Source organism: Paraburkholderia phenazinium, assembly GCF_900100735.1.
Taxonomy (GTDB): domain Bacteria; phylum Pseudomonadota; class Gammaproteobacteria; order Burkholderiales; family Burkholderiaceae; genus Paraburkholderia; species Paraburkholderia phenazinia.
The window spans coordinates 211,010-234,390 of sequence record NZ_FNCJ01000011.1; the positions used below are offsets into that span (position 1 = coordinate 211,010).

16 protein-coding genes are annotated in these 23,381 nt (G+C 64.0%); 5 read left to right on the forward strand and 11 right to left on the reverse strand.

Going from position 1 to position 23,381, the window contains the following annotated elements; translation table 11 throughout:
- Positions 1–3 precede the first annotated feature (3 nt).
- Together BLQ92_RS23835 and BLQ92_RS23840 are read left to right on the forward strand one after the other, a co-directional pair.
- Positions 4–1,830 carry a branched-chain amino acid ABC transporter ATP-binding protein/permease gene (locus BLQ92_RS23835; RefSeq protein WP_090687112.1) on the forward strand — a complete coding sequence of 609 codons (1,827 nt, stop codon included), beginning with the start codon at positions 4–6 and terminating at the stop codon, positions 1,828–1,830.
- A complete protein-coding gene (locus BLQ92_RS23840; protein ID WP_090687114.1) occupies positions 1,818–2,549 on the forward strand; it encodes an ABC transporter ATP-binding protein in 732 nt (243 codons plus the stop codon). Before BLQ92_RS23835 ends, BLQ92_RS23840 begins: the two co-directional genes overlap by 13 nt.
- A 15-nt stretch (positions 2,550–2,564) precedes the next feature.
- On the opposite strand, the gene BLQ92_RS23845 is transcribed toward BLQ92_RS23840, so the two are convergent.
- Positions 2,565–3,479, reverse strand: a complete 915-nt coding sequence (locus BLQ92_RS23845) for an ATP adenylyltransferase family protein (protein ID WP_090687117.1) — start codon at positions 3,477–3,479, stop codon at positions 2,565–2,567.
- 291 nt (positions 3,480–3,770) lie between these two features.
- On the opposite strand from BLQ92_RS23845, the gene BLQ92_RS23850 reads away from it, so the two are divergent.
- A complete protein-coding gene (locus BLQ92_RS23850; RefSeq protein ID WP_090687120.1) occupies positions 3,771–4,964 on the forward strand; it encodes a multidrug effflux MFS transporter in 1,194 nt (397 codons plus the stop codon).
- Positions 4,965–4,997: 33 nt separating this feature from the next.
- Here the strand turns inward: BLQ92_RS23850 and BLQ92_RS23855 are convergent, their stop codons facing one another.
- Positions 4,998–5,873: a LysR family transcriptional regulator gene (locus BLQ92_RS23855; protein WP_090687123.1), complete on the reverse strand. Its 876-nt coding sequence runs from the start codon at positions 5,871–5,873 to the stop codon at positions 4,998–5,000.
- A gap of 154 nt (positions 5,874–6,027) precedes the next feature.
- On the opposite strand from BLQ92_RS23855, the gene BLQ92_RS23860 reads away from it, so the two are divergent.
- Positions 6,028–6,318 (forward strand): putative quinol monooxygenase, encoded by a 291-nt coding sequence (locus BLQ92_RS23860; protein WP_090687126.1) that lies wholly within the window; start codon positions 6,028–6,030, stop codon positions 6,316–6,318.
- A gap of 54 nt (positions 6,319–6,372) precedes the next feature.
- Here BLQ92_RS23860 and BLQ92_RS23865 read toward each other — a convergent pair whose 3' ends face one another.
- Positions 6,373–6,858 carry an adenosine-specific kinase gene (locus BLQ92_RS23865; RefSeq protein WP_090687128.1) on the reverse strand — a complete coding sequence of 162 codons (486 nt, stop codon included), beginning with the start codon at positions 6,856–6,858 and terminating at the stop codon, positions 6,373–6,375.
- Positions 6,859–6,986: 128 nt separating this feature from the next.
- Positions 6,987–7,799 carry a GNAT family N-acetyltransferase gene (locus BLQ92_RS23870; RefSeq protein WP_090687223.1) on the reverse strand — a complete coding sequence of 271 codons (813 nt, stop codon included), beginning with the start codon at positions 7,797–7,799 and terminating at the stop codon, positions 6,987–6,989.
- Positions 7,800–8,103: 304 nt separating this feature from the next.
- Between BLQ92_RS23870 and BLQ92_RS23875 the strand changes: the two genes are divergently transcribed.
- Entirely contained in the window at positions 8,104–8,763 is a 660-nt protein-coding gene (locus tag BLQ92_RS23875; protein ID WP_090687130.1) for a hypothetical protein, read from the forward strand.
- Positions 8,764–8,797: 34 nt separating this feature from the next.
- Here BLQ92_RS23875 and BLQ92_RS23880 read toward each other — a convergent pair whose 3' ends face one another.
- From BLQ92_RS23880 to BLQ92_RS23910, 7 genes are read right to left on the reverse strand one after another with little or no spacing between them, the layout of a single operon-like run.
- Entirely contained in the window at positions 8,798–9,469 is a 672-nt protein-coding gene (locus BLQ92_RS23880; RefSeq protein WP_090687132.1) for a GNAT family N-acetyltransferase, read from the reverse strand.
- Between the two features lie 13 nt (positions 9,470–9,482).
- A complete protein-coding gene (locus tag BLQ92_RS23885) occupies positions 9,483–10,829 on the reverse strand; it encodes an aminotransferase class I/II-fold pyridoxal phosphate-dependent enzyme (protein ID WP_090687134.1) in 1,347 nt (448 codons plus the stop codon).
- A gap of 10 nt (positions 10,830–10,839) precedes the next feature.
- Positions 10,840–11,802, reverse strand: coding sequence for a UDP-3-O-acyl N-acetylglycosamine deacetylase (locus tag BLQ92_RS23890; RefSeq protein ID WP_090687137.1), 963 nt, complete (start codon positions 11,800–11,802; stop codon positions 10,840–10,842).
- On the reverse strand, positions 11,799–19,502 hold the full coding sequence (locus tag BLQ92_RS23895; protein WP_090687140.1) for a type I polyketide synthase: 7,704 nt from the start codon (positions 19,500–19,502) through the stop codon (positions 11,799–11,801). Before BLQ92_RS23895 ends, BLQ92_RS23890 begins: the two co-directional genes overlap by 4 nt.
- Positions 19,499–21,034 carry an LTA synthase family protein gene (locus tag BLQ92_RS23900; protein ID WP_090687142.1) on the reverse strand — a complete coding sequence of 512 codons (1,536 nt, stop codon included), beginning with the start codon at positions 21,032–21,034 and terminating at the stop codon, positions 19,499–19,501. Before BLQ92_RS23900 ends, BLQ92_RS23895 begins: the two co-directional genes overlap by 4 nt.
- On the reverse strand, positions 21,035–21,820 hold the full coding sequence (locus BLQ92_RS23905) for an SDR family NAD(P)-dependent oxidoreductase (RefSeq protein ID WP_090687145.1): 786 nt from the start codon (positions 21,818–21,820) through the stop codon (positions 21,035–21,037).
- Positions 21,817–23,019 (reverse strand): capsule biosynthesis protein, encoded by a 1,203-nt coding sequence (locus BLQ92_RS23910; RefSeq protein ID WP_090687147.1) that lies wholly within the window; start codon positions 23,017–23,019, stop codon positions 21,817–21,819. Before BLQ92_RS23910 ends, BLQ92_RS23905 begins: the two co-directional genes overlap by 4 nt.
- Between the last annotated feature and the right edge of the window lie 362 nt (positions 23,020–23,381).

Consider the following 23,381-nt stretch of genomic DNA (forward strand, 5'->3'; position numbering starts at 1 on the left):
ATCATGAGCACGGTGCAGGCGGCATCGCGTTGGTCTCGCCCCGCCGGCGTCGCGCTGCTGGTCGCCGCCGCAGCTCTGCCGGCCGTCGCCAGCAACTATCTCGTCGATGTGGGCCTGACCATCGCCACCTATTCGATCCTGGGCCTCGGGCTGAACATCGTCGTCGGTTATGCTGGCTTGCTGGATCTCGGTTACGCCGCCTTCTTCGCGATTGGCGCCTACACCACGGCGTTGCTGGAAACGCTGCTGCACTTCTCGTTCTGGGAAACGCTGCCGTTCAGCCTCGCGTTTGCCGGTGCTTCGGGGATTGTCATCGGCTACCCTACCCTGCGCCTGCGCAGCGACTATCTGGCCATCGTCACGCTCGGGTTCGGCGAGATCACACGCATCGTTGCCACCAATCTGAACATTACGGGCGGGCCCAACGGTATCTACGGCATCGAGAGTCCGAGTCTGTTCGGTTATGAAATCAGTTCGCCGCGGGCGGTCTACGAACTCGGTATCGCCTTCCTCGTGCTGGTGCTGGGGTTTGCCATCCGGCTCGGCAAATCGCGGCTCGGGCGCGCCTGGACCAGTATCCGGGAGGACGAGTCGGCTGCCGAAGCCGTCGGTGTGCCGACCCTGCGTGTCAAAATGCTCGCCTACGTGATGGGCGCATTGATCGGCGGTCTGGCAGGCAGCCTGTTCGCCGCGCGCTTCGGGACCATCGACCCGACCGGCTTCACCTATCTGCAGTCCGTGACGATTTTGATCGTCGTCGTACTCGGCGGCCGGGGCAGCATTCCGGGCGTCATCCTCGGCGCGGTCATCGTTGCGGGCCTGCCCGAGATGCTGCGCTTTCTCAACCTCTGGCGGATTTTCGCTTTCGCGATCGGGCTCGTCATCCTGATGCTGGCGAGACCGCAAGGGCTGTGGCCGGCGCCGCTGCGCCGGGTGACACTACCGCCTATTGGTGCCGGGGGTGCCGGGGACGCCGGAGGTCCCGAAACCCTTCGCCCCCGCGAGAATGTCGCCGGCGAAGTCCTGCTCGAGGTGCGCAGCATGCAACGCCGCTTCGGCGGCGTACAGGCACTCGGCGGGATCAGTTTCACAGTGCGCAACGGCGAGATCCTGAGCTTGATCGGTCCTAACGGCGCCGGCAAGACAACGGTGTTCAACTGCCTCACCGGCGTGATCCGCCCGACCGGCGGCGAGGTGTTGTGGCGCGGAACGTCGCTGGCCGGCGGCGCGCCCCATCGCATCGTCCATGCCGGCATGGCCCGCACCTTTCAAGGCATCCGCCTGTTTGCCAACATGACGGCCTTCGAGAACGTGCTGATCGGCATGGATCATCGACTCCATACCTTGCTCGTCGCCGAACTGCTGGCCTTGCCCTCCGCTCGCGCCGAGGAAGCGGAGCACGCGGCGGAAGGTTTGCGCTGGCTCGGTTTTGTCGGCCTCGCGGCACGCGCAGGCGAGCGTGCCGCTGACCTGCCGTATGGCGATCAACGCCGGCTGGAGATTGCCCGCGCACTCGCCAGCAACCCGCACCTGCTGCTGCTCGACGAGCCGGCGGCGGGGATGAACCCGACCGAAAAGCATGCCTTGATGGAGTTGATCCGGCGCATCCGGGATCTGGGCGTGACCGTACTGCTGATCGAACACGACATGATGCTGGTGATGAGCGTGTCGGACAGGATCATCGTCATGGATCACGGCATCCTGATTGCCGAGGGAACGCCAGCCGAGATCCAGGCCGACCCGCGTGTGATCGACGCCTATCTCGGGACGGCCGACGCGGACGAAGCAGCCGACGATCCTGCTGGGGAGAAATCGCTGTGGGACTCCTAGAAATAAGCGATCTGCACGTGAGCTATGGAACCGTCGAAGTGCTGCACGGCATCTCGCTGGAGGTCGCCGAGGGCGAGATCGTGGCGCTGCTCGGCAGCAACGGAGCGGGAAAGACTACGACGCTTCGTGCCATTTCCGGCCTGATTCGCCCCCGCGCGGGAGCGATCGTGCTGGCCGGGCAGCAGCTCACAGGCTTGCGCGCCCACCAGATCGTGGCGCTGGGTCTCGGGCATGTGCCGGAGGGGCGTCGCATGTTCGGGGCGTTGACCGTCGAGGAGAATCTCCGGCTCGGCGCTTATCTGATCCGGCGCGAGAGCGTGGTGCTGGAACAGCGCATCGCGCAGGTGTACGAAACTTTTTCACGCCTCGGCGAACGGCGCAGCCAGTTGGCTGGGACGCTCAGTGGCGGTGAGCAGCAGATGCTGGCGATCGCGCGTGCCTTGATGTTGCGGCCTCGTATCGTCGTGCTGGATGAACCGTCCATGGGACTGGCGCCGAAGCTGGTGCGCGTGATCTTCGGCATGATCTCCGATATCTGCAAAGCAGGCACATCCGTCCTCCTTGTCGAGCAGAACGCGCGCCAGGCGCTGCGCATCGCACATCGGGCCTATGTGCTGGAAAGCGGCCGTATCGCGCTCGCCGGGTCGGCCCACGAACTGGCGCAGGATAACCGGGTGCGGGCAGCGTATCTGGGCGGCAGTGCTGTCGTCCCCGAGTGACGCCCACGCCGAACTTCAGACGCATGGAACTGCGGCGCGTTGCAACAGCGTCATCGGGCCAAGCGTCTGGATGACTTGCATCTGTGCGGCGTTGCGCACGAAGAGCGATCCCACAAAACCCAGCGCGTTCACCGAAACGCCCTCGACATACTCGGCGGATCTCGGCACAAGCAACATCCAGCGGCGTGCGACAAGCAGGTTATAGGGCGCCGACTGGAGCAATTCACCGTTCACCTCGATCGCCTGCAGGCCGACGGCTTTGAGCAACGCGCAGTAGCAATCGAAGACCGTCTGCGCTGCATGTGGCGAGCCGGAAGGCCCGAGGTCGAGATGGGCGAACGCATGGCGAAAGTCCAACGCAGGTATCGTTCCAGTCGAACCTTCCATGCGTGCGTGAGCAAGAACGGACTCAATGGGCAGTGGCGCCCCTGAGGCATCAAGCGGTAGGGGCACCATCTGCAGATGCTTATGGGGTTGACTCGCTCCTGCCTCTGCGCCTCCATTGTAGAAACCCACACTATCGAACTCGGCCATGCAGGCGACCAGTGCCGCGAAGTCTGCCAGGTCGAGCAGCGCTTCCTGAGATTTGAAACTACGGGTGACGATCAGGAGATGGTGGTCGATGACATTGAATTTGTTGAGCAAGGCAACGTGCGTGTCCGAGAGATCGGCGACGAAAAGGTCTGGGTCATAAGGAAGGAACGGATTGAACGCACTGTGATCGCCAGCCGCCTTGGCTTTGCTCGTCTGGCGCGCTTCTTCCTTGCGGGCGAGACTCGAAACCTGGCGGACAATGAAGCGCACGCCGCCCTCTTCGATCAGCGCCTGGGTGGTGTCGATCGGCCGCAGTGCGCCACAACGCAGCGCGTGCTCCGTTTGACGCAGGATGGCCGGCCACAGGGTTCCGGGGTCAAGAAGTAGAGGTTCCACGGCTCGATAGGGTCACAGCAGCCTCAGTTGGAGTCAACGAAATCATGGGCGCCTCTCGCAGCAGCCCGCCGCCAGTCTCGGCGGCAAAGCATGCAACCTAGAGTACACCATAGCCGACGATCCACACCGCTGCCGGCGCGCAGCAGCAAAACTGCATGGCAGCCGTGCATGTTCACACGTCCCCACACGAGGAACCCCGTTCTATGATCACGCCTCGCCTTCCTATTGCGGTTGATTCGCCTGCGCCTGGGCGCCCACAGCGAATCGCCTCATCCACAACCTCAAGCTTAAATGTCCAACTTCTCGCTGATTCTCGTGGTGTCGATGCTGAGCGCATTCGGCCTCATTGCATCGGACGTCTACCTGCCCGCGATGCCCGATATGGCGCACGAGTTCCACGTCGGCGCGTGGCAAATGCCGCAAACGGTGTCCGCGTATCTGATCGCTTTGGCAGTGACGCAACTGTTCTATGGCCCGCTGTCCGATCGGTGGGGCCGCAAACCCGTGTTGTCGTTCGGGATACTGCTGTACATCGCCGGATCGATCGGATGCGCACATGCCGGCGGCTTTACGAGCTTCCTGGGATGGCGGATGCTGGAAGCGTTGGGCGCTGCATCGGGGCTGGTGATCGGCCGCGCCATCATCGCCGATACCTGCGACAAGAAGACGTCCGCCAAGGTCTATAGCATCGTCTATCCGCTGGTGTCGCTGTCCCCTGCGCTGGCTCCCGCAGTCGGCGGATATCTGGCTGTCTGGTTTGGCTGGCGCGCCGACTTTCTGTTCGTCGCAGGATTCGGCGCCGTCGCCTTTTGCCTGGTCCAGTTCCTTCTCAAGGAAACCAAAGCGGCTACTGTCGAGAGTCGCGGCGGAATCAATCCCTTCGCAGGCTTTTTCGCGGTCCTGATGGATCGCGCCTTTGTACGCTATACGGTCGTCGTATGCGCCATATACTGCTCATGGTTCGTCTACCTGACGCAATCGCCGTTTATTTTCTCCGGTCTTGGATTTTCCGAAACGCAAAGCGGGTGGCTGTACCTGCCGCTCACGGCGGGCATCATTCTCGCGAACGTGGTCTCCCGGCGCCTGCTCGATCGAATCTCGTATGACGGGATCGTGGTAATCGGTGTGGCCTGCTTCGTGAGCGGGGGCCTGGCATTCGTTGCGCTAGAGCTATTGCACGTAAAGAGCGTGTTTGCGATCGTGCTTCCGATGTTCCTGATCAGCCTCTCGAACGGTTCTTCACTGTCTCTCGCGGTGTCCGGCGCGATCGCGAGCGAGCATGGCCGGGCGGCGAGCGCATCCGGACTTGTCGGCTTCTTCCAGATCGGTAGCGCATCGCTCGCAGCGGCTACGTCAAGCGGCTTGCTTGGAACAGGAAGTCACGTACTGGCCGCGGCGTTGCCACTCTTCGCCTTCGTTGCCGCATTCGCTATCGTTCCACGCTGGCACGCAGCCAGAAAACGGCTTGTGCTGCAAAGAGGGTAATGGACAAAGATCGGGCCCTGCGTCGTGCCGGCGTTACTGATAACGATCGAACGCATCGCTTATCGCGTCGATCACCGCCCGCACGCGGGCCGCGCGATTCAGATCCGTGTGCGACACGAGCCACGCCTCATAGGGCGCAGCGCGTGTCTTTTCGGGCCAGATGCGGACCAGGGAGCTATCTGTTTGCGCCATATACACGGGCAATTCGCCTATACCCAGCCCCGCGCGAATGGAGGTGGCCAGCATCAGACTGGAACTCAACTCGGCGACGACACGCCCTTTGGCCATCGATTCGCCGCAAAGCGAATCCCCTTGATTCCTGGTAATCGACGGCTGATAGATCAACAGGTCGTGTCCTTCGAAAGCGTCTCCCGGCGTGGGCTCACCGTGGGCATCGAGATAATCGCGGGTTGCATACAGGCCCACGTCCCATTGGGCGAGTCTTCTGCAAATGAGCTCGGGATTATCGGGCCGCACGGTTCTGACCGCCAGATCGGCCTCGCGCCTCGTCAGGTTGAACACTTGTGTTGAAGTGGACAATATGACCCGTATCGCCGGATGGCGGGTCCGCAGCAATTGAAGCGCCGGCACCACGAAATCCATCGCCAGCGAATCGGTTGTCGTTACACGGACTTCACCTTCGAGCCGGCCGTCCGCGCCCCGCGTTTGCAGTTCGAACTCGCACGCCGCCCGTTCCATTTCCTCTGCCGCCCGCAGCGAGTGTTCGCCAACGGGCGTCGCGACGAATCCCGCCGATGTCTTCAGAAACAGCTTGGCCCCGAGGGCCTTTTCCAGGGCTGTCAGCCGCCGCCCCACCGTCGCCTGGTCGACATTGAGAAGCGCAGCCGCTTCGCGTAGGGTCCCCGAGCGATGTACCGCCAGAAATACCCGGGTATCGTCCCAGTTCATAAATCGCCTTTGTTCGATGCAGCATTTCTGCATTACGGGCATGCGAGTTTAAAGTGTGGCTTTATTTATTTCAAGAATACCCACGCGGTAGTCAACGCCGTGTACCTCATAAGCGGCAATCTGACCGTCGAAAACTAATCTTCAGGAATATCTCATGTCGGAAATCGTCGTCATCTCAATCAACGTAGCAAAACCTGGTAAGGAAAACGAATTGGCGGATCTTCTGTCTAGTCTCATCGCGCCCACGGCGGCTGATGCAGGCATGATCCGCTACGACCTGCATCGGGATTTGGCCGACCCGCGCACTTTTGCCTTCTATGAGATTTGGGAAAGCAGGAAGGCACTGGACGACCACTTGAGCACCGAGCATATCGCGAGATACCGGCGCTTGGCGCCTCCTCTGCTTGAGCGAAAGGAATTGAGAATCATGGAAAAAACCAACTAACGTCGGGAACGTGCTGATCGGCATGGATCATCGACTCCATACCTTGCTCAGCGCCTACGCTTTGTAGCCGATCGCGCGTAACAGATCCTTGCGCCATTGAACGTCCTCTGCGTTCTCCACGCCGAGCGGCCCGGAGCCGTCGACCACACCGAGGATAGCGCGCCCCTGATCAGTCTCGGCGAGCAGAATCTGCGTGGGATTCGCGGTGGCGCAGAAGATCCGGCATACCTCGGGCACGGCCTTGATCGCGTTCAGAACATTGACGGGGTAAAAGCCATCCCCCAGAAAAATGACGAAGCTATGGCCCGCGCCGATGGCCATGGCATTCTGGCACGCCAGCTCGATGAGGCCGGCGTCGGTGCCCGAGTGACGCACGAGGCGTTTGCCCGATGCTTCACAGAAGGCCAAACCAAACTTTATGCCCGGCACCGTGCCCACCATTGCTTCGTGCAGATCCTCCACTGTTTTGATGAAGTGGGATTGCCCGAGGACGAAGTTGGTCGCTTCGGACTTGACGATTGCTACCGTGAGGAATTCCATGTTCGGCCTCGCTGCATTGCGGGAAGCACAGTGGGAAACAGAGGGACAGCACCGGGTGGCGTCGCTTCAGCATGATGGTGCGCAAGGCGACGCTATTGGAAACATGCCCGGCACTTCACATTTAATCACTAACCCAGTTCAAACGTAGTCACACCGAACACCCCTTCGAGTTCGATCGCGGGCGCCTCCCTCGTGTACATCCGCGCCGTTTCAAAGATCCGGGTCATGCCATGCCGCTCGGCCAACGCGACAGCGGCCGGGTTGGCTTCTGGAACATCGAGCGAAATAAGTTGCCCAGGGAATCTGGCGGCCAGTGCGCCAAGCAGGTGCCCGGCAATGTGCTCGTCATCCGCGAAGAGCGGGCCGATCTTGCACCCTTCCCGGCACGCGCGCAGGACAGCGTAGCCCTTGATGCGGCCTTCGGAGACGACCGCCAACGCAACCGCGTCGGCTTGCCCCACCCACTGCGCGAGGAATTCCGGACGCCGCGAAGGGAAGAAGCGTGCGTCATAGGCAAGCAGTTGCTCAAAGGGTAGCGTGGCTACCTCCTTCACGTCGGCATGGGTTTCGCCTGTCATCACGCCCTGAAAGCGAATATTCCGGTAGGCGAGCTTAAAACCCGACTTCCTGTAGTTCGCCTGTTGGGCGACAACCCCATCAAGACCGATATTGCGCTTGCCTAAATAGGCCATCGCGTGTTGCCAGATGCGCAAGCCGAACCCCATACCGCGGAATTCGGGTTTGACGATGTAAAGGCCAATGAAGCCGAAGGCATTGTCGTATGCAACCGCTGAGATGCAGGCAATCGGTTCGCCCCGCAGTATGCCGATGAAAAAGCCGCCCGGATCGGCCGCTCTAAAGCACTGCGGGTCATGCTTGCCGGGGTTCCAGCCTTCGGTTGCGGCCCAGTCGAGCGCGAGTGCGATCTCAGCCGGTGTCATCGGCCGGATGGTGAACTCGCCAGGTACGTGAGGGGTTTGGGTGAGCGAAATCATAGGCGCCTCTTTCACAGTGGCAAGACCTGCAACCCAGAGTACACCATCACGGTAGATATGCCATGTCTTTGTCTGAAGAATGACGGACATGCATGAGTGCGACACCCCACAGACAGCGTCTAGCCCCCTCGATAACTTGACCCATAACCGGATCGCCGTCATCGCCAGGTCCCTGGTAGAAACGATAGAAACGGGTATAAGCGCGAGCGTAACCGGCAGCGTCAATCCTGCTGGTGGACGGGGGACGCCCATGGGCAACGCCAAGGCAATATGGATTCTGTACGCGAGCCTTTCGGCCGGGAATGTCTGCGCGCAGGAGGTCTTCTTGCAAGGCGGGACACAAGGTGTAGGGCTGGGCGCGGCGCTAAATGTCAATCCATCGTTCGGACTCCATGCCGATTTCAACGGACTCAATTTCTCACACAACTTCACGATTGGCGGAAATCTGTATGAGGACGAGGTCCACCTTCGGCAAGGCGGTGTCTACGGCGACTTCTTCCCGTGGTCGGCTAGCGGCTTTCGCCTGACCGGGGGCCTGCGCCTCACCGACGATCATCTCACCGCCGTGTCTACTCCCAGCAACGGCATGTACGAATTCCAGGGCAAGCTGTATCCCGCGTATCCGGGCGAATCGGCCACCGCGGAAGTACGCTACCCGACGGCGATGCCCTACCTCGGTATAGGCTACGGGCACCAGTCTGCCGCACGCGGCCTGGGATTTATCGCCGACCTCGGCGTCGCTTACGGCATACCGCAGGTGTCGTACACGTTATCGCCGACGCTGGAGCGTCTCGCCGGCCCGGCGATGAGCAGCGATATCGCCGCCACCGGTCTGCAGGAACTCAAGCAGAAGGTCTCGCCCTACCGTTGGTACCCCACCGTGCAGATCGGCGTGTCGTACCGGTTCTGAGCGTGAATGAGATGCACGCTGTGCGCGCGCAGCGTCATTCGAGCCGCATGCGCACCGATGCGAGTTCCTGCGGCAACTTTCTCGAACGCTCGCGCGGCCGCGGCAACTCGACAAACCCCAAGCGCCGGTACAACTCCCGCGCTCGCGTATTGCTGAGCAGCACATCGAGCACGATCTCTCGATCGGTCGCCATGCCCGGCACGCCCGCACGCAACGCGTCGTCGAACAGCGCGCTGAACACACCCGTGCCGCGCACCGTCTCATGCGTCGCGCAGTGCGCGATCAGTGTCTGCGCACGCTTCGGTGCGGGCAATTCGCTCTCCAGCACAAGGCCGCGCAGCAACATGCTCACCGTGCGGCGCGCGCCGAAGAAGCGCAGCAACATCATGGCGACATGCGGATCGTCGAGCAGGATCGAACGCCCGTCGTGCGCAGCCATGACACCGACCACCGCTCCGTCAGCCGCCACGGCTACCCGATGACGCCGCCACGAAAAGCGGCCACCATCCGAGGCAAACGCAAAGCGCAGGAACGCGATGCAAACCTCGGACGATTCGCCGAGGAAGAAGCCAAACTCGCGTACGCCCGAGGCGAACACCAGTGGCGCGCAGACTTCGGCATCGCTCTTGCGCGCCGGCCGAAACGTCAGGGCAAGCGCATCTTGCTTAGGCGCCGGCGCCACACGAATGTGCTGATAGGTATCCATAGCGAATTTCAGCCTAGCGTGCCAGGCGCGCAAGCGCAGCGACGGTCCGGCTGATTTGCTCCGGCTCGTGGGTCGAGCAGACGAAGAAGCGCAAACGCGCCGCCTTCTCCTCTACCGCAGGATAAAAAATCGGCTGCACGTTGATCCCCTCTTCGAACAGCGCGTTGGCCCACTGCGCGGCCTTCAACGAACTACCGGTAATCACCGGCACCACCGCATAACCGGCGCTCGTACCAGTATTGAGGCCTGCGCGGCGTGCCTCGTCGAGAAACTGATGGCCGCGCCCACGCAGCCACGCGACCCGTTGCGGCTCTTCGATCAGGCGCTCCAGCGCCGCGAGCGAGGCTGCTGCCAAGGTCGGCGCGAGTCCGACGCTGTAGAGAAAGCCAGGTGCGAGATGGCGCAGGATATCGATCAGCGCCTGCGAGCCCGCTATAAAGCCACCACAGCCCGCCAACGTCTTGCTCAACGTCCCCATCCAGATATCGACGGCATCGCCCGGCAACCCACAGTGCTCGCGAATGCCCTTGCCGCGCTCGCCCAGCACACCGAGCGAATGCGCCTCGTCGACCATCAGGAAAGCAGCATGGCGCTGCTTGATCTCGACGAAGCGCGCAAGATCCGGCAAGTCGCCGTCCATGCTGTACAGACCTTCAATCGCGATCAGCACGCGCCGGTAGTCGTTGCGCACGCGGGCCAGCAAGGCGTCGAGCGCCTGCCAGTCGTTATGCGGAAAACTCAAACGCTTCGCACCGCTTAGCTGTGCGCCCTGCACGATGCTGTTATGCGCAAGCTGGTCGTGCACGATCAGGTCGCCCGGGCCGAACAGCGAGCCGATCACCGTCACGTTGGTGGCGTGACCGCTGACGAAGACCACGCAGTCGTCGACTTCGTAGAACGCGGCGAGCGCTTGCTCCAGCTCGCGTTGCACCGGCCGCTCGCCCGCCACCATCCGGCTCGCCGACGCGGACGTGCCGTAGCGGTCGATGGCCTGCTTGGCGCGTGCCGAAACGTGCGCATCGCCTGCAAAGCCGAGGTAGTTATAGTTCGCGTAGTTGAGATACTCGGTGCCGCCGATCTGCGTTGTCGCACCGGCCACGCCGTCATGCACGCGGAAAAACGGCGATGCAACCTGCAGCTTGTCGCTCATCTGGCGAAGTATCTCCACCTGCTGATACCCGGGCATCTCGGTGAAACTGCACAGCTTGTCTCGCTCCGCCTGCTGCATGCTGCTCAATGCACCGGCGGCACCCGCCGCGGGCGGCATGAACGGTTCGTTCGCCTCTTCCGAGACGCGTTCGAGCTGGCGTTGCAACGCCTTCGCCGCAAGTTGGCGGCGGATCTGATCGCCCAATCCCATGCTGTTGTCTCTACTCTTTGATGAACGGGGTTGAGGCTGGAAACTCGGCCCACTCCCATGCGTCGCGTGCGGCGAGCAGGGCGGCAACGAGCCGGAAATTCATTTCATGACTGGGCCGCAAAGCGGTGACGCGGCCAAGCAACGGCGCACCCGCCAGCGCCAGGTCGCCCACCAGATCGAGCACCCGGTGCCGCACGAACTCGTCCGGCATGCGCAGGCCGCCGAGCACGCTGTTGCCCACGATCGCAGCGGTACAGGACGGCCGCGCGCCGCGCAAAATCGGCGTGCCGCGCAGATAGCCCGCCACGATCGCCGGCACCGCCCATTTGACGCGTCCATACGAACGCGACGGGGCAATCTCGGTAGCGAACGTCTCGGGCGTGATGGCGCCCTCCCAGTGGAGTTCGCCAAAACCCTTCAGGTCGTTGCGCACGCTCATCTCGTAGCGCTCGGACGGTTCCACGCTCATGCGGCGGGCCGGGCCTCTGCCCTCGCCGGCCGTCACCGTCAACGGACGCAGCACGCGAATGAAGCGCTTGGCGTCAGGCAGCGCCACGCGGCCGCAGGCGCGGATGGCCTCGACCCACGGCGCCGCGCTGCCGTCGAGAATAGGCACTTCTTCGGCATCGAGTTCGACGGTTGCATGATCGATCTCGCAGGCAAGCAGCGACGCCAGCAAATGCTCGACCGTGCGCACGCCGACGCCGTCGGAGTCCTGCAGCATCGTGCAAAGCGGCTGGCCGCGACGCAGTGCCGGATTCACAGACAGTTCCGCGAGCACACGCCCGGCCTGCATGCGGCGGAACACGATCCCGCGCGGTTCAGTCGTTAGCTCACCCGCTGGCGTAGCTGCCGGCTCGCCAGGCAGGATGCGCACCTGCACGCGCCGCCCCGTATGCAATCCGCGCCCGCTCAATTCGAGTGGGCGGGCGAGCGTACCTGCCCCGTTACACCAGCCGGCTGGTGCGTTCATTTGAGCGTCTCCACGGCAGCGGCTCGTGCCTGCGACTCGTTGGCCACTGCCGCGGCGACATCGGCCAGCGCGCCGGCGTCCACGTCGAGCGCATGTTGTGCAGCGAGCGCGGCAACCTGTGCTTCCATGGCGCCCAGTTGCGAGTCGTCGCAGCTTGCCTGATCGACGATGGATTCGACGATCTTGCGCGCCAGCGACTGCACCGTTGCGCCTTCGGCGAGCGTCATCACCGAGAGCTTCACTTCGAAGCTCTCCTCGACCGCCATGCCGAGTTCCATGCCCATCAGCGAGTCCATCCCCATGTCGAGCACGGAACGATCCTTTTCGATCTTCTCGGGCGACATATGCAGAATGCGGGCAATCTGCGCCTGCAAGGTCTCTTCGACGAGGTGCAGCGCGTCTGCGAGCGGCAACGCAACGATCTGTGTACGCAGTTGCAGGCCGCCGTCGCGTGCCGGTTCGTTCCCGCCGCGCCCGTGCAATTCGGCGTAGCGGGAGGCTCGCGCCGCCGGCATGCCGCGCGCAATCGCGTTCCAGTCGAGGCGTACGACGGCCTCGCCGGTGCGCATCTCGAGGATCGCGCGTTCGAGCGCGGCCAGCGCTTCCGCCGACGAGATCGACAGACCGCCGATGCGCGCCTGCAGCGCCTCGCGCGTCTCCGTGTTGCGCGCCAGGAAGCCGACATCGTCGAGCGGTCCCCACGCCATGTAGGTGCCTGCGAGACCTGCAGCGCGGCGCTGCGCGATCAGCGCTTCGAGGAAGCTGTTGGCGGCCACATAGCTCGCCTGGCCCGGATTGCCGAGGAAGGTCGTCGCCGAGGAATAGACGACGAAGAAATCCAGCGCGAGATCGCGGGTCGCACGATGCATGTTCCAGCCACCCGCCAGTTTCGGCGCCAGCACGGCGGCGAAGCGCTCGTCATCGAGGTTGCGCACGAGACCGTCGTCGATCACCATCGCCGAATGCAGCACGCCCTTGAGCGGCGTACCGCGTGCGGCGATCGTGGCGAGCAGGGTATCGAGCGCGGCGGCATCGTTCACGTCGCAGGCTGCGACATGCACCTGCACGCCGCTCTCGGCACGCCAGCGCGCGGCCTGCTCGGCCAGTTCCGGCGTCAGCACACCCGAGCGGCTCGCGAGCGTCAGGTGCCGCGCGCCGCGCGTCATCATCCAGCGGGCCGTGGCGAAGCCCAGCCCACCCGTGCCGCCGACAATCAGATAGGCTGCAGCCGGATCGAGTTGCAGGACCGCAGCCGGCTTGGCGCTGTGCTTCGGCGCCGGTGTGCCGGCCGGATAGGTCACCAGAATCTTGCCGATCTGGCGCGCCTGCTGCATATGACGGAAGGCTTCTTCGACCCGTTCGGCCGGGAATGCCCGATACGGCAGCGGGTACAGCACGCCGTCAGCGAACAGTTGCATCACTTCGTCGAAGATCTGCGTGGTCAGCTCGGGCAACACGCTCATCAACTGATCGGCGTCGATGCCGAAGTAGCTGATGTTGTTGCGGAACGGCCGCAGACCGATGCTGCTGTTTTCGTAGAAATCGCGCTTGCCGAGTTCGAGGAAACGGCCGAACGGACGCAGCGTATCGATACTGCGCACCATCGCTTCACCGGCGAGCGAGTTGAGCACGATATCGACGCCCGCGCCGCCGGTGCGCTCGCGGATCTCATCGGCAAACGACAGACTGCGCGAATCGAGCACGTGATCGGCGCCGAGCAGGCGCACGAACTCGCGCTTCTCGCGGCTGCCGGCCGTGGCGAACACTTCGGCGCCCAGATGCAGCGCCAGCTGGATCGCGGCAATCCCGACGCCGCCTGCACCGCCATGCACCAGCACGCGCTCGCCGCGGCGCAAACGCGCCAGCTCGCACAGTGCGTAGTAGGCGGTAAAGAAGGTGGTGGGCACGGTCGCCGCTTCTTCGAATGTGAGCCGCTCCGGCTTATGGCCTATCGCCGCAGCCCGCGTGCGGACTCGCGTCGCAAATGAAGCCGGTGCAAAACCGAGTACCGCGTCACCCGGTGCAAAGCGGTTGACGTCGCGACCTACGCGCACGATCCGCCCGGACAGCTCCATGCCGATGGTGGCGCCCGCAAAGCCGCTTTCAACCGCCTCGTCCGAGAGCAGCCCCATGGCATACATCACGTCGCGGAAGTTCAGGCCGGTTGCGACCGGCTCGATCTCGACTTCGTCGGCATCCAGCTCGCGTTCCGGCAGCACGAACCATTCGAGGTTGCGCAGCGACCCGGGGGCCTCGAAGCCCAGCACGACGCCTTCGGTGCGCGCCTGCAGCGTCGCAGCCGGCGGGCTGCGGCGCTCGGCGCTCGCCGCCGGCAGCATGCGCGGCACGTAGCGGCCGTGTTGCGTGAGCAGCACTTCCTCTTCCGGATCGGCGGCCAGCAGTTCCTGCGTCAGGACCTGAGCCGGGTTGTGACAGGCCGGGTCGAGATCGACCAGCCGGCATGCCAGTTCCGGATGTTCATTGGCCAGCACCCGGCCGAGCCCCCACAAGGTGGCCTGCTCGGGACGCAGCGCTGCCGCATCGGTGAACGGTGTCGCGAGCGGCGCACCGCCACGGGTGACGATCCACAGGTTCGGCAAGGTCAGATGCGTGATCGAGCCAAGCGCGCGCACCACACGTGCGAGTGCGAGCGAAGTCTGTCGCTGGGCGAGCATCACATCCGCGCCGTCGGCATCCGCTAGCAGCGCCTGATCGGGCGCGACGAACACAAGGTGATGCGACAGACCAGGACTCGCAGCGGCGACGGCTTGCAGGCTGTGCGCGTCATCCAGCGACGCCAGCGTCAGCACGGACGTCTCCTGTCCGGCTGCGAGCAATGCGCCCATCAGCGCGTCGCCGAACGCGCCGGCGCCTTGCGCATGCAGCAGGGTCCAGTGCGCCGGGGCGCGCTTCGGTGCGGACGGCGCTGTCGATGCCAGTTGGTCTGCGTCGCTCGTCGGCACAATGGCCTGCGCGCCGCCACCCGGCTGACGCGCGACCACCAGGGTCGGCGCACCTTCGAGGTCGATACCCTGCTCGGTATGACGGGCGACGCTTTCGAAGCCCGCTTCTTCGAGCAGATGCACGAGTTCGGCCGGGGCAAGCCAGGACGTCTGCGGCACGCTCGACGCGTCGGCATCGAGATTGAACACGATGTCGGCGAGACGGCTGCGGCGCGCTTCGCTGATAACGATCAGTGCACCCGGTGCGAGCCAGCCACGCATGGCGGCCAGCAGCGCACGCGGGTTGGACTGCGCGGCGAGCACGTGACTCGCCACTACGACGTCATAACGTGCGCCATCGGCAATGCTGGACAGCCTCGGCTGATCGCCGAATTCGACACAGGCGGTCTGCACCGACGGGTGCTCGCTCGCGTCGAAGCCGCCGAGCTGTTCGTGGGTACCGGCGATGGTGTAATCGCAACGCGAGACCGCCACATGAACGCCCAGCGGTTGCAGAACCTCGCTATGCGGCGAGTCGAGTTCGAGGACCCGCAGGCGCCGCGGCTGATTCCATGCGTCGACGGCCTGCTGCAGGCAAGCGCCCGCCAAGGCGTTGACGTGCGTCCAGCTCGGCGACGCGTCGAAGAAGTGCTCGACCAGACTGCTGCGTGCGGGCGCCAGGATCTGCGGGCCGCTCACCTCGCCCCGCAAGACCGCCGGCAACGCTGCGCCGCAGTGCGCCAGCAGCGTCAGCTCGGCGACGTGCGCGGGAGACTGGGCCAGCAAATCGCGCCACAGCTCCTCGAGCGGCGGCAGGCCTGCGCATGCGGTGTCGTCACGCACAAGCTTTTGACCTTCCCAATGCGCCAGACCGTCTTCCACCAGCATCGCAGCAAGACGCGTCAGCAAAGCCGGATGCGCAGAGGCAGGCAACGTGGGCGCGGCAAACGCATCGAGTGCGTCGAGTGCACGCAGCGCGTAGGCGCTCGCGAGCACGTCGAGCAGCGGCAGCATTTCCGTCAGGTGCGCGGTACGGCGTGCGCTGTCTTCACGTGTCGCGAGCGACGCCACTGCCGCTTCGACGAGTGCCGTCGGCTGCGGCAGCGTTTGCGCATCGAGCTGGTCGGTGCGCGGCTTCGCCTCGACGATATAGGCATAGCGCGCCGGGCCGTTCTGACGCCGGCCCATCAGGTCGACGCGACGGAAGCGGCAAGCGGAAAGGCGCGCCACGATGCGGCCTTGCGCATCGACGAACTCGAACGACGCCACCACCGAATGCGGATTGCGCCGCTCGATGCGCGCCAGCACATAGCGAATCGAGTCGCCGCGCAGATAGTCGATACGGCCCAGTTGCACCGGCACATAGGCGGCGCGATCCGCGCCGGCTTGCGCGTGTTCCGGGGCAAGCAAGGCGAACAGCGGATGGAAGCCGCTGTCCATCAGCGCCGGATGCAATACATAAGCCGCCAGCGCTTCTGGCGATCGGGCGAGTGCCTCGGGAATCGCCACTTCCGCTAGCGCGGCATCGTCCGCCATGCGCACCGAGCGCACCCAGCGGAACGCCGGGCCGTAGCTCAGGCCGATCGCCGCTGTGCTCGCGTAGAGCGTCTCGCCCGCCATGGCCGGCTGGGCCAGCAGGCGTTCGAATGATGCGGCCGGCACGAGCGACGTGTCGTTCAGCACACAACCGCTCGCCAGCAGACGACCGGTCACGTTCAGCGACCACGGCTCATCCGTCATACGGTCGCGTGTTTCGATCGTGAAGCTCGCGGTGCGCGGATCGACGCTGAAGCGGAACAGTTTGGCATGCTGCGGCGCGAACACCACAGGCAGGCGGATTTCGAGGTTCTCCAGCGCGACGGCTTCGGTGCCGAAGTGCACGCGAGCGGCCGCCAGCGCCATCTCGACATAGCCCGCACCGGGGAATGCCACCCCGCCGTCGACCACGTGATCGGCGAGCATGGGGAGTTTGAGCGGGTCCAACTGGTTTTCCCACGCGAGCGTATGTTCGCGCAGGCGATAGCCGAGCAGCGGATGCTCGCGCGTGCGATTGACGAGGTTGTACGCTTCGGCGGTCGGCCCGAGCCAGTAGCGCTCACGCTGCCAGGGGTAGGCCGGCAGCGTCACCTGCGCGGCGCCGGCCACGGCGGGCGCGAAGCGTTCGAGATCGACCCGTGCGCCATTGGCGATGGCGGCAAAGATCGCGTGATGCAACATCTGCGCGCTATCGTGATGACGCTTGAGCGTCGGCAGCGAGCGGCCGGTGACTTTCGCGTGATCGAGCGTCTGCTTGACGTAGGTGCGCAGAATCGAGTGCGGACCGACTTCGAGGAAGAGCCGCACACCGTCCTCAATCAGATGAGCGACCGCGTCGCCGAAGCGCACCGGCTCGCGAATGTTGCGCCACCAGTAGTGACTATCGAGGGCCGTGCCCTGCAGGTCGGCGCCCGTTACCGTCGAGACGAAGCGGTGCGCGCCGGCCTGCGGCGCCAGCTCATGCAGACCGTCCAGCACAGCAGGCTGGATGCGGTCCATCTGACTGCTATGGAAGGCGTAATCCAGATCGAGCATCTGGAAGAACTGGCCGGTTTCACGCAACGACGCTTCGATGACCTGCAGCGCCGCCAAGGACCCCGCCAGCGTGACCGACTGCGGACTATTGACGCCGGCGATCTCGACCGCGCCGCCGACATTCAATTGCGCAATCAGCGCGGCCATCGCCGCTTCACCGAGGCCGGCCGCAGCCATGCGACCCGTGCCGCGCGTGAGCGCCTGGGCACGGCTGCGAATCTTGATGACGCGCACGGCCTGCGTCAGCGACAGCGCGCCAGCCGCCCACGCAGCGGCGACCTCGCCGACGCTGTGGCCGAGACACGCGTCATACGGCACACCACGCGCCTCGATGACGCGCGTCACGCCGACCTGAATCGCGAACAGCAGCGGCTGCGAATGCTCGGTGGCCTCGAGCCACTCGGCGCTGACGCCAGCACGCAGCACGTCGACCAGCGACGGACTGCCGTCGGCGCACCACAAGGCATCGACCTCATCGAGCGCGGCACGGAAGACCGGTTCCTGGGCGAGCAGTTGCTGGCCCATGCCAGCCCATTGGGAGCCGTTCCCTGAAAACACCAGCGCCAGTCGCGCATCGTCACCGGGCGCCTGACCCTGCACGAGCGCGGGCAGCGTCACGTCGTCGCTGGGGGCGGCAAGCGCAGTCAGTGCGGCACGAGCTTCCGCGTCGTTCGCCGGTGCGATGATCGCCCGGTGGTCGAGCCATTGACGGTGGCGTGCCGAACGGACCGCAAGCGCGTCCCATGACGCGCCGTCTTCGAGCTTGCGCAAATAGAGTGCCGCTAGCTCCGGCAACGCGGCAGCCGAGCGCCCGCTCAGGACGAGCGGCGCCAAAGGCGCGTCAGTGGCAGCGCCACTATCGGTCGTACGAGGGCTTGCGGCCGACGTCGTCTGCGCCGGTGCTTCCAGCAGCACGACGTGGGCGTTCGTCCCGCCAAAGCCGAACGAATTCACGCCGATGGCAAGCGGTTCGTCCCCCGCAGCGAGCGGCGTGAAGCGGTCGACCACACGCAGGTTGCCACCCGCAAAATCGATCTCGGGATTCGGCGTCTTGAAGTGCAGGGTTCTCGGCACCGCGCGATGCTTCAGGCACAGCACCGCCTTCAACAAGCCGGCCATACCGGAAGCCGTTTCGAGGTGACCGAGGTTGGTCTTCACCGAACCGATCAGAAGCGGCCGGTCGGCCGAGCGCCCCGCCGCTGCCACTTCCATCAACGCACGCGCCTCGATCGGGTCGCCTACGGCGGTACCCGTGCCGTGCGCTTCCAGGTAGGCGAGCGAACGCGGATCGACCCCGGCACGCTCATACACGCTCTTGAGCAAGGCAGCCTGGGTGGCTGCGCCTGGCACGCTGATGCCGCCCTGCGAATAACCATCCGAATTGACGCCAGAGCCCGCGATCACAGCATGGATCGTGTCGCCGTCCGCCAAGGCGCGCTCGAGCGGCTTCAGCAGCACCAGCGCGCCGCCTTCGGCACGCACGTAGCCGTCGCCGGCTGCATCGAACGCCCGGCAGCGGCCGGTCGGCGAAAGCATCGAGGCCTTCGAGAAAGTCACAAAGCCGAACGGATGCATCAGCAGATTGACGCCACCGGCCAGCGCGACTTCCGCGTCGCCTGCCTGCAGCGCCTGACAAGCCTGATGCAAAGCGACCAGCGACGACGAGCACGCGGTATCCACCGACATGCTCGGTCCGCGCAAGTCGAACAGATACGACAGGCGATTGGAGGCAATGCTCAGCGTGTTGCCGGTGGCCGAATACGGATCGACGGTCGCGATGTCGTCCATGCTGCGATAGCCGTAGTCCGGACTCGCTACACCGACATAGACACCGCAATTGCGGCCTTCCATATCGCGCGGACGCAAGCCTGCGTCCTCGAAGGTTTCCCACGCCAGCTCCAGCAGCAAGCGCTGCTGCGGGTCCATCTGCTGCGCTTCGCGCGGCGAGATGCCGAAGAAGGCGGCATCGAAACCCGCCACATCCTCGAGCACGCCCGCAGAGAACGTATAGCTCTTGCCCGGCTCGCGCTTCGACGGATGCTGATAGAACTCCGTGCCGAAGCGATCAGGCGGCACCTGCGTGACTGCATCCTTTTCTTCACGCAGCAAGGTCCAGAAATCGTCCGGTCCATTGACGCGGCCAGGGAAGCGACACGCCATCCCCACTATTGCAATCGGTTTGGTCATCGTTGTTTAGTCGTGTGCAACGTGCCCGCCGAAGTCTCGCTCAAACCGCCCGCTTCGATAGCTCGAAGCAACGCGGCGCCGAGTGCTTCGACGCGCTGATTTTGCTGCCTGGCGGGTGTTTCACCGAAATTCCGCCAGATAAAGTAGTCGCTTCGGGCAGGCTCGCCGCCCAGCTTCGCGAACACCTGCGGCAAAGCCGGCACGTGATCGCCATAAAAACACAGCACCGTGTCACGCCGCCGCTTGCGCAGATAGGCAAGCAGCGTCGCGATCATCGCGTCCGCGTTGGCAAGGTGTCTTAAGTAAGCGGTCAGGTCGCGCCATGGCGCGGCGTCGCCGTGCGGATGGAATGCCGCGCCCTCACCCGCTGCGACCGCTTCGAGATGCAAGGGGCCATGGTTTTCCATGGTCATCGCGAAGATGAAGGCCGGCTTGTCGCGCGGCGCATCGAGTTCGCGGATGATGGCGTCGGCGACCGCCGCATCGGCCACATAGGGACCCACGCGCGGCGCGCCGGCGAACGACGCAATGTCGAGAAAGCGGTCGAGATGCAATAGGCGAAACACGCGCTCGCGGCCGAAAAAATCCGCGTAGTACGGGTGAATCGCGAGCGTCTGATAGCCTGCGCGCCGGAACCACGATGCCAGCGACGAGCAGGCGTGACGCACAAAGGCATACGGGTAGAAGCGCGCGTAACCGAGCCGCGACTCCGACAAGCCCGTCAGCATGGCGAACTCAGTGCGCATGGTGTTGGCGCCCCACGCCGGCACGCTCAGCTCACCGTACTCGAACGACTCGCACGTTGCCACATCGAAATGCGTGAGGATCGAAGGCGTGATCGAGCCATCCACCCGGCGCGCGTCGAAAAACGACTCGCTTTGAATCACGATCACGTCGGGATGCGACGAGGGCGCGCCGTTTGCGAACGGACCGTCTTCCAGCGCGCGACGGAAGGCTCGCAACGTGGCCGGTTGCAAACCGTTCAACAGATACGCGACGAACACCGCGAAGAAGCCGTGACGCTGCTGGTCTTCGACCGGGTTCAGCGAAAGCGGCAAGCGTGCGGCGAGCAGATAGGCCGCAGACAGACAGACAAGCGCCGCGAGACTTGCGGCCGCGAGCGGACGCGAGGCGAGCGGCGTATCGAGCAAAAAGCCACCGACCAGAAAAGCCACGCCAACGACGATCGCGACGACCGTGGCCGGGCTCAGGAACGGCAGATAGAGACGTGGATGCGCAAAGAGCTGGCTGAAGAGGCTCAGATCGGTGAAGACGAATGGCTCGCGCAACGACGCGTATTTGGCGTTGCTGACACCGGCCATCAGGGCGACGAGAGCGAGCGCGACGAATTCGGAGAACAGGACGCGGCCGCTAGCCAGCAACATGCACAGGCACAGGAAGATCACACCAAGCGCATGCAGCGCAAGCGCGGCCAGAGGGCGGCGCAATGCCGCGCGCGGGGTGGCCAGCGCGTCGGGCGCCAGCGCGAGGCCCGCGGTCGCGGCCAGACTCAGTGCAAGCGCGCCCGTCAATCAGCGCTCCTCGCGAGGCAGATACGACAGCTTGCCGAGAATCGCGTCGGCCAGCGTGGCGGGTAGCAAGGTCAGAAGCAACATGCCGAACGCGAGCAGGTTAGGAAACGCGATTTCCGAGCGGCAGGCTGCCAGCTTTCGTTGAATATGCCGCGCGGCCTTGTCTGCAGACCAAAGGAATGGCTTGTCGCCGGGAAACACATCGCTCATGGCCGTCTTGACGAAACCGGGCAACACGATCGACAGACGCACGCCATCGCGCGCCAGCAGCGGGCGCACCGAGTCGCCGTAAGCCTTGAGCGCAGCCTTGCTGGCGCAATAGGCCGGCGAAATCGCCATGCCGCGCAACGCCGCGATGGAACTGACGAGCGCAATCTGGCCGTGACGGCGCGGACGCATGCGGGCGACGACCGGCAGGACGGCATGCATCGCGCCGTAGAAATTGGTGTCGACGATGGCTGCCGTGCGTTCCAGTTCTTCCCAGTCCTTTGCCGACGCGAGCGTACTTGCTACGCCGGCGTTGGCGATCAGCAGGTCGATGGGGAAAGTGTCGTCGAAGCGTTCGAGCGCGGCCTGCATCGTGGCGGCGTCGCGCACGTCCGTGAGCACCGTCTCAACCTGGGCGCCGCGTGCCTGGCATGCGGATGCGCACGCCTTCAGCCGTGCTGCGTCGCGGCCCACCAGTCCAAGCACCACCCCGGGCGCCGCATAGGCGAGCGCGAGCGCTTGCCCCAAGCCCGCGCTTGCGCCCGTGATGACGATGTGACGTGGCAGGCCTTTACTCATAGGGCGCTTTCCAGACGTTGCACTGCGCCCGCTGTCGCCATGGCGATGCCGGTGCGGGTGTAGAAGTCGCCGTTGATCTGGGTGTGGTGGACGACATAGTCCAGAAACGACTGATAGAGATGCATGTCCGGCTGCTCCGCGTGCAGCCAGAAGTCGTCTAGCGTGCCCTGCCAGGTCAGACCCGGCATGCTGTAAATCGCGGTGCCGAGTGCGATGAGGGGACGGCGGTGGTGCAACGCCGACAAACCGACGGTGCTGTTGACGACGACGGCGCCGCGCGCGTGGTCGAGCAGGGTCGGCAAGTGGCCCGCGTCGATAAAGCGCAGACGCCCGGCGATGTCCAGCTCGCGAGCGAGTTGCTCCCCATAGCGCCGATAGTCGATCAGGCCTGTGTCGAGCGGATGGTTCTTGATGACCAGCAACGTCTCGGGCGGCGCATGCCGCGCGAACGATCGCAACACCTTTTCAATGGCGTCACGAACACCATTGAACGGCGAGTGAACGACGATCTGCGCATCCGAGTTCAGTTGCAGTGGAAATATGTAATAAGCATGAGCGCCGTCGAGCAGCTCGCGCGTGACCTGCTCCGCGTCGCGATGATGCTGACGCTGTCGCAACGCGCGCGCCGCCAGGCCCGAGTATTCGAAGAAGCCGTTGCGCGGGCGATGACTGCGGTAATGCGGGAACTGTTTAGCGTAAAGCGTATTGGCGGCGCGATAGCGGATGTCGTGAAAGGCGCGTTCACGGAGGTTGTAACCGGTGGGAATACCGGCCGGACTGGCTGGCGTCACACTACGCTGTGCGAGATACCAGGCGGGATCCCTCGGCAATTGCGAACGGCCATTGACGCCATGCTTCTCTAATGTGAGCCAATGAGGACGAACATAACCCTCCTCGAATACATGAACGCGCAAACCTTTGCTTTGCGAAACCGGATGCATGGGACGGTGAATCTCGCGACAATCGCCGAACAAAATGACATCTGTAAAATCGCCGAGATTCAGAACATTGGCGTACCACTCGGGTAAATCACCTGAACGGCCGGAAAAATTCCAGGCGTCACCGCCGCCCGCATAAATCAGATCGCCACCGCAGAAATTAACCCGCCGCACAGCATGACCACGCTCACGCAAGGCAACTGCGAGCCGGCTAAAAAACGGCGAAGCCGTGCCCTGCAGGGCCAAGAAGGAGCGGCGCATGTAGAAACGTCGAGTAGCAGCGCGGGCCTCGCCAAAGGGGGCCCCGTTAGCAAAAGCTATTTCCCCGGTGACGTTAGCCCACCCGGTGACGTTAGCCCAGCTTGGATTTCTGGTTAGTAGCGTTGTGATTCTAAGGGACGAAGGATACAACATTACGGGATGGAACAAGCATAAACAAAAAGAAAAAACTGGAAATATGACGTAAGGACCACAGGGGTGATAGCACAGTCGGTACGGGGTGGCTATAATCAGCCGCCGTTAGCGTTTCGCTCAAGTTTTTAGCGTTGCAGCTCCGGGTATGGGCCAGTCCGCTTGAGCGCACGTGGCTAAGCGCCGCCAAGCGGTAATGACACACTGGGGTA

Bases quoted from the DNA above. Each gene is read 5' to 3' on its own strand.
- BLQ92_RS23835 (WP_090687112.1), top strand. From the start codon at position 4: ATGAGCACGGTGCAGGCGGCATCGCGTTGGTCTCGCCCCGCCGGCGTC.
- BLQ92_RS23850 (WP_090687120.1), top strand. From the start codon at position 3,771: ATGTCCAACTTCTCGCTGATTCTCGTGGTGTCGATGCTGAGCGCATTC.
- BLQ92_RS23855 (WP_090687123.1), bottom strand. From the start codon at position 5,873: ATGAACTGGGACGATACCCGGGTATTTCTGGCGGTACATCGCTCGGGG.
- BLQ92_RS23860 (WP_090687126.1), top strand. From the start codon at position 6,028: ATGTCGGAAATCGTCGTCATCTCAATCAACGTAGCAAAACCTGGTAAG.
- BLQ92_RS23865 (WP_090687128.1), bottom strand. From the start codon at position 6,858: ATGGAATTCCTCACGGTAGCAATCGTCAAGTCCGAAGCGACCAACTTC.
- BLQ92_RS23870 (WP_090687223.1), bottom strand. From the start codon at position 7,799: ATGACACCGGCTGAGATCGCACTCGCGCTCGACTGGGCCGCAACCGAA.
- BLQ92_RS23875 (WP_090687130.1), top strand. From the start codon at position 8,104: ATGGGCAACGCCAAGGCAATATGGATTCTGTACGCGAGCCTTTCGGCC.
- BLQ92_RS23880 (WP_090687132.1), bottom strand. From the start codon at position 9,469: ATGGATACCTATCAGCACATTCGTGTGGCGCCGGCGCCTAAGCAAGAT.
- BLQ92_RS23885 (WP_090687134.1), bottom strand. From the start codon at position 10,829: ATGGGATTGGGCGATCAGATCCGCCGCCAACTTGCGGCGAAGGCGTTG.
- BLQ92_RS23890 (WP_090687137.1), bottom strand. From the start codon at position 11,802: ATGAACGCACCAGCCGGCTGGTGTAACGGGGCAGGTACGCTCGCCCGC.
- BLQ92_RS23895 (WP_090687140.1), bottom strand. From the start codon at position 19,502: ATGACCAAACCGATTGCAATAGTGGGGATGGCGTGTCGCTTCCCTGGC.
- BLQ92_RS23905 (WP_090687145.1), bottom strand. From the start codon at position 21,820: ATGAGTAAAGGCCTGCCACGTCACATCGTCATCACGGGCGCAAGCGCG.
- BLQ92_RS23910 (WP_090687147.1), bottom strand. From the start codon at position 23,019: ATGCGCCGCTCCTTCTTGGCCCTGCAGGGCACGGCTTCGCCGTTTTTT.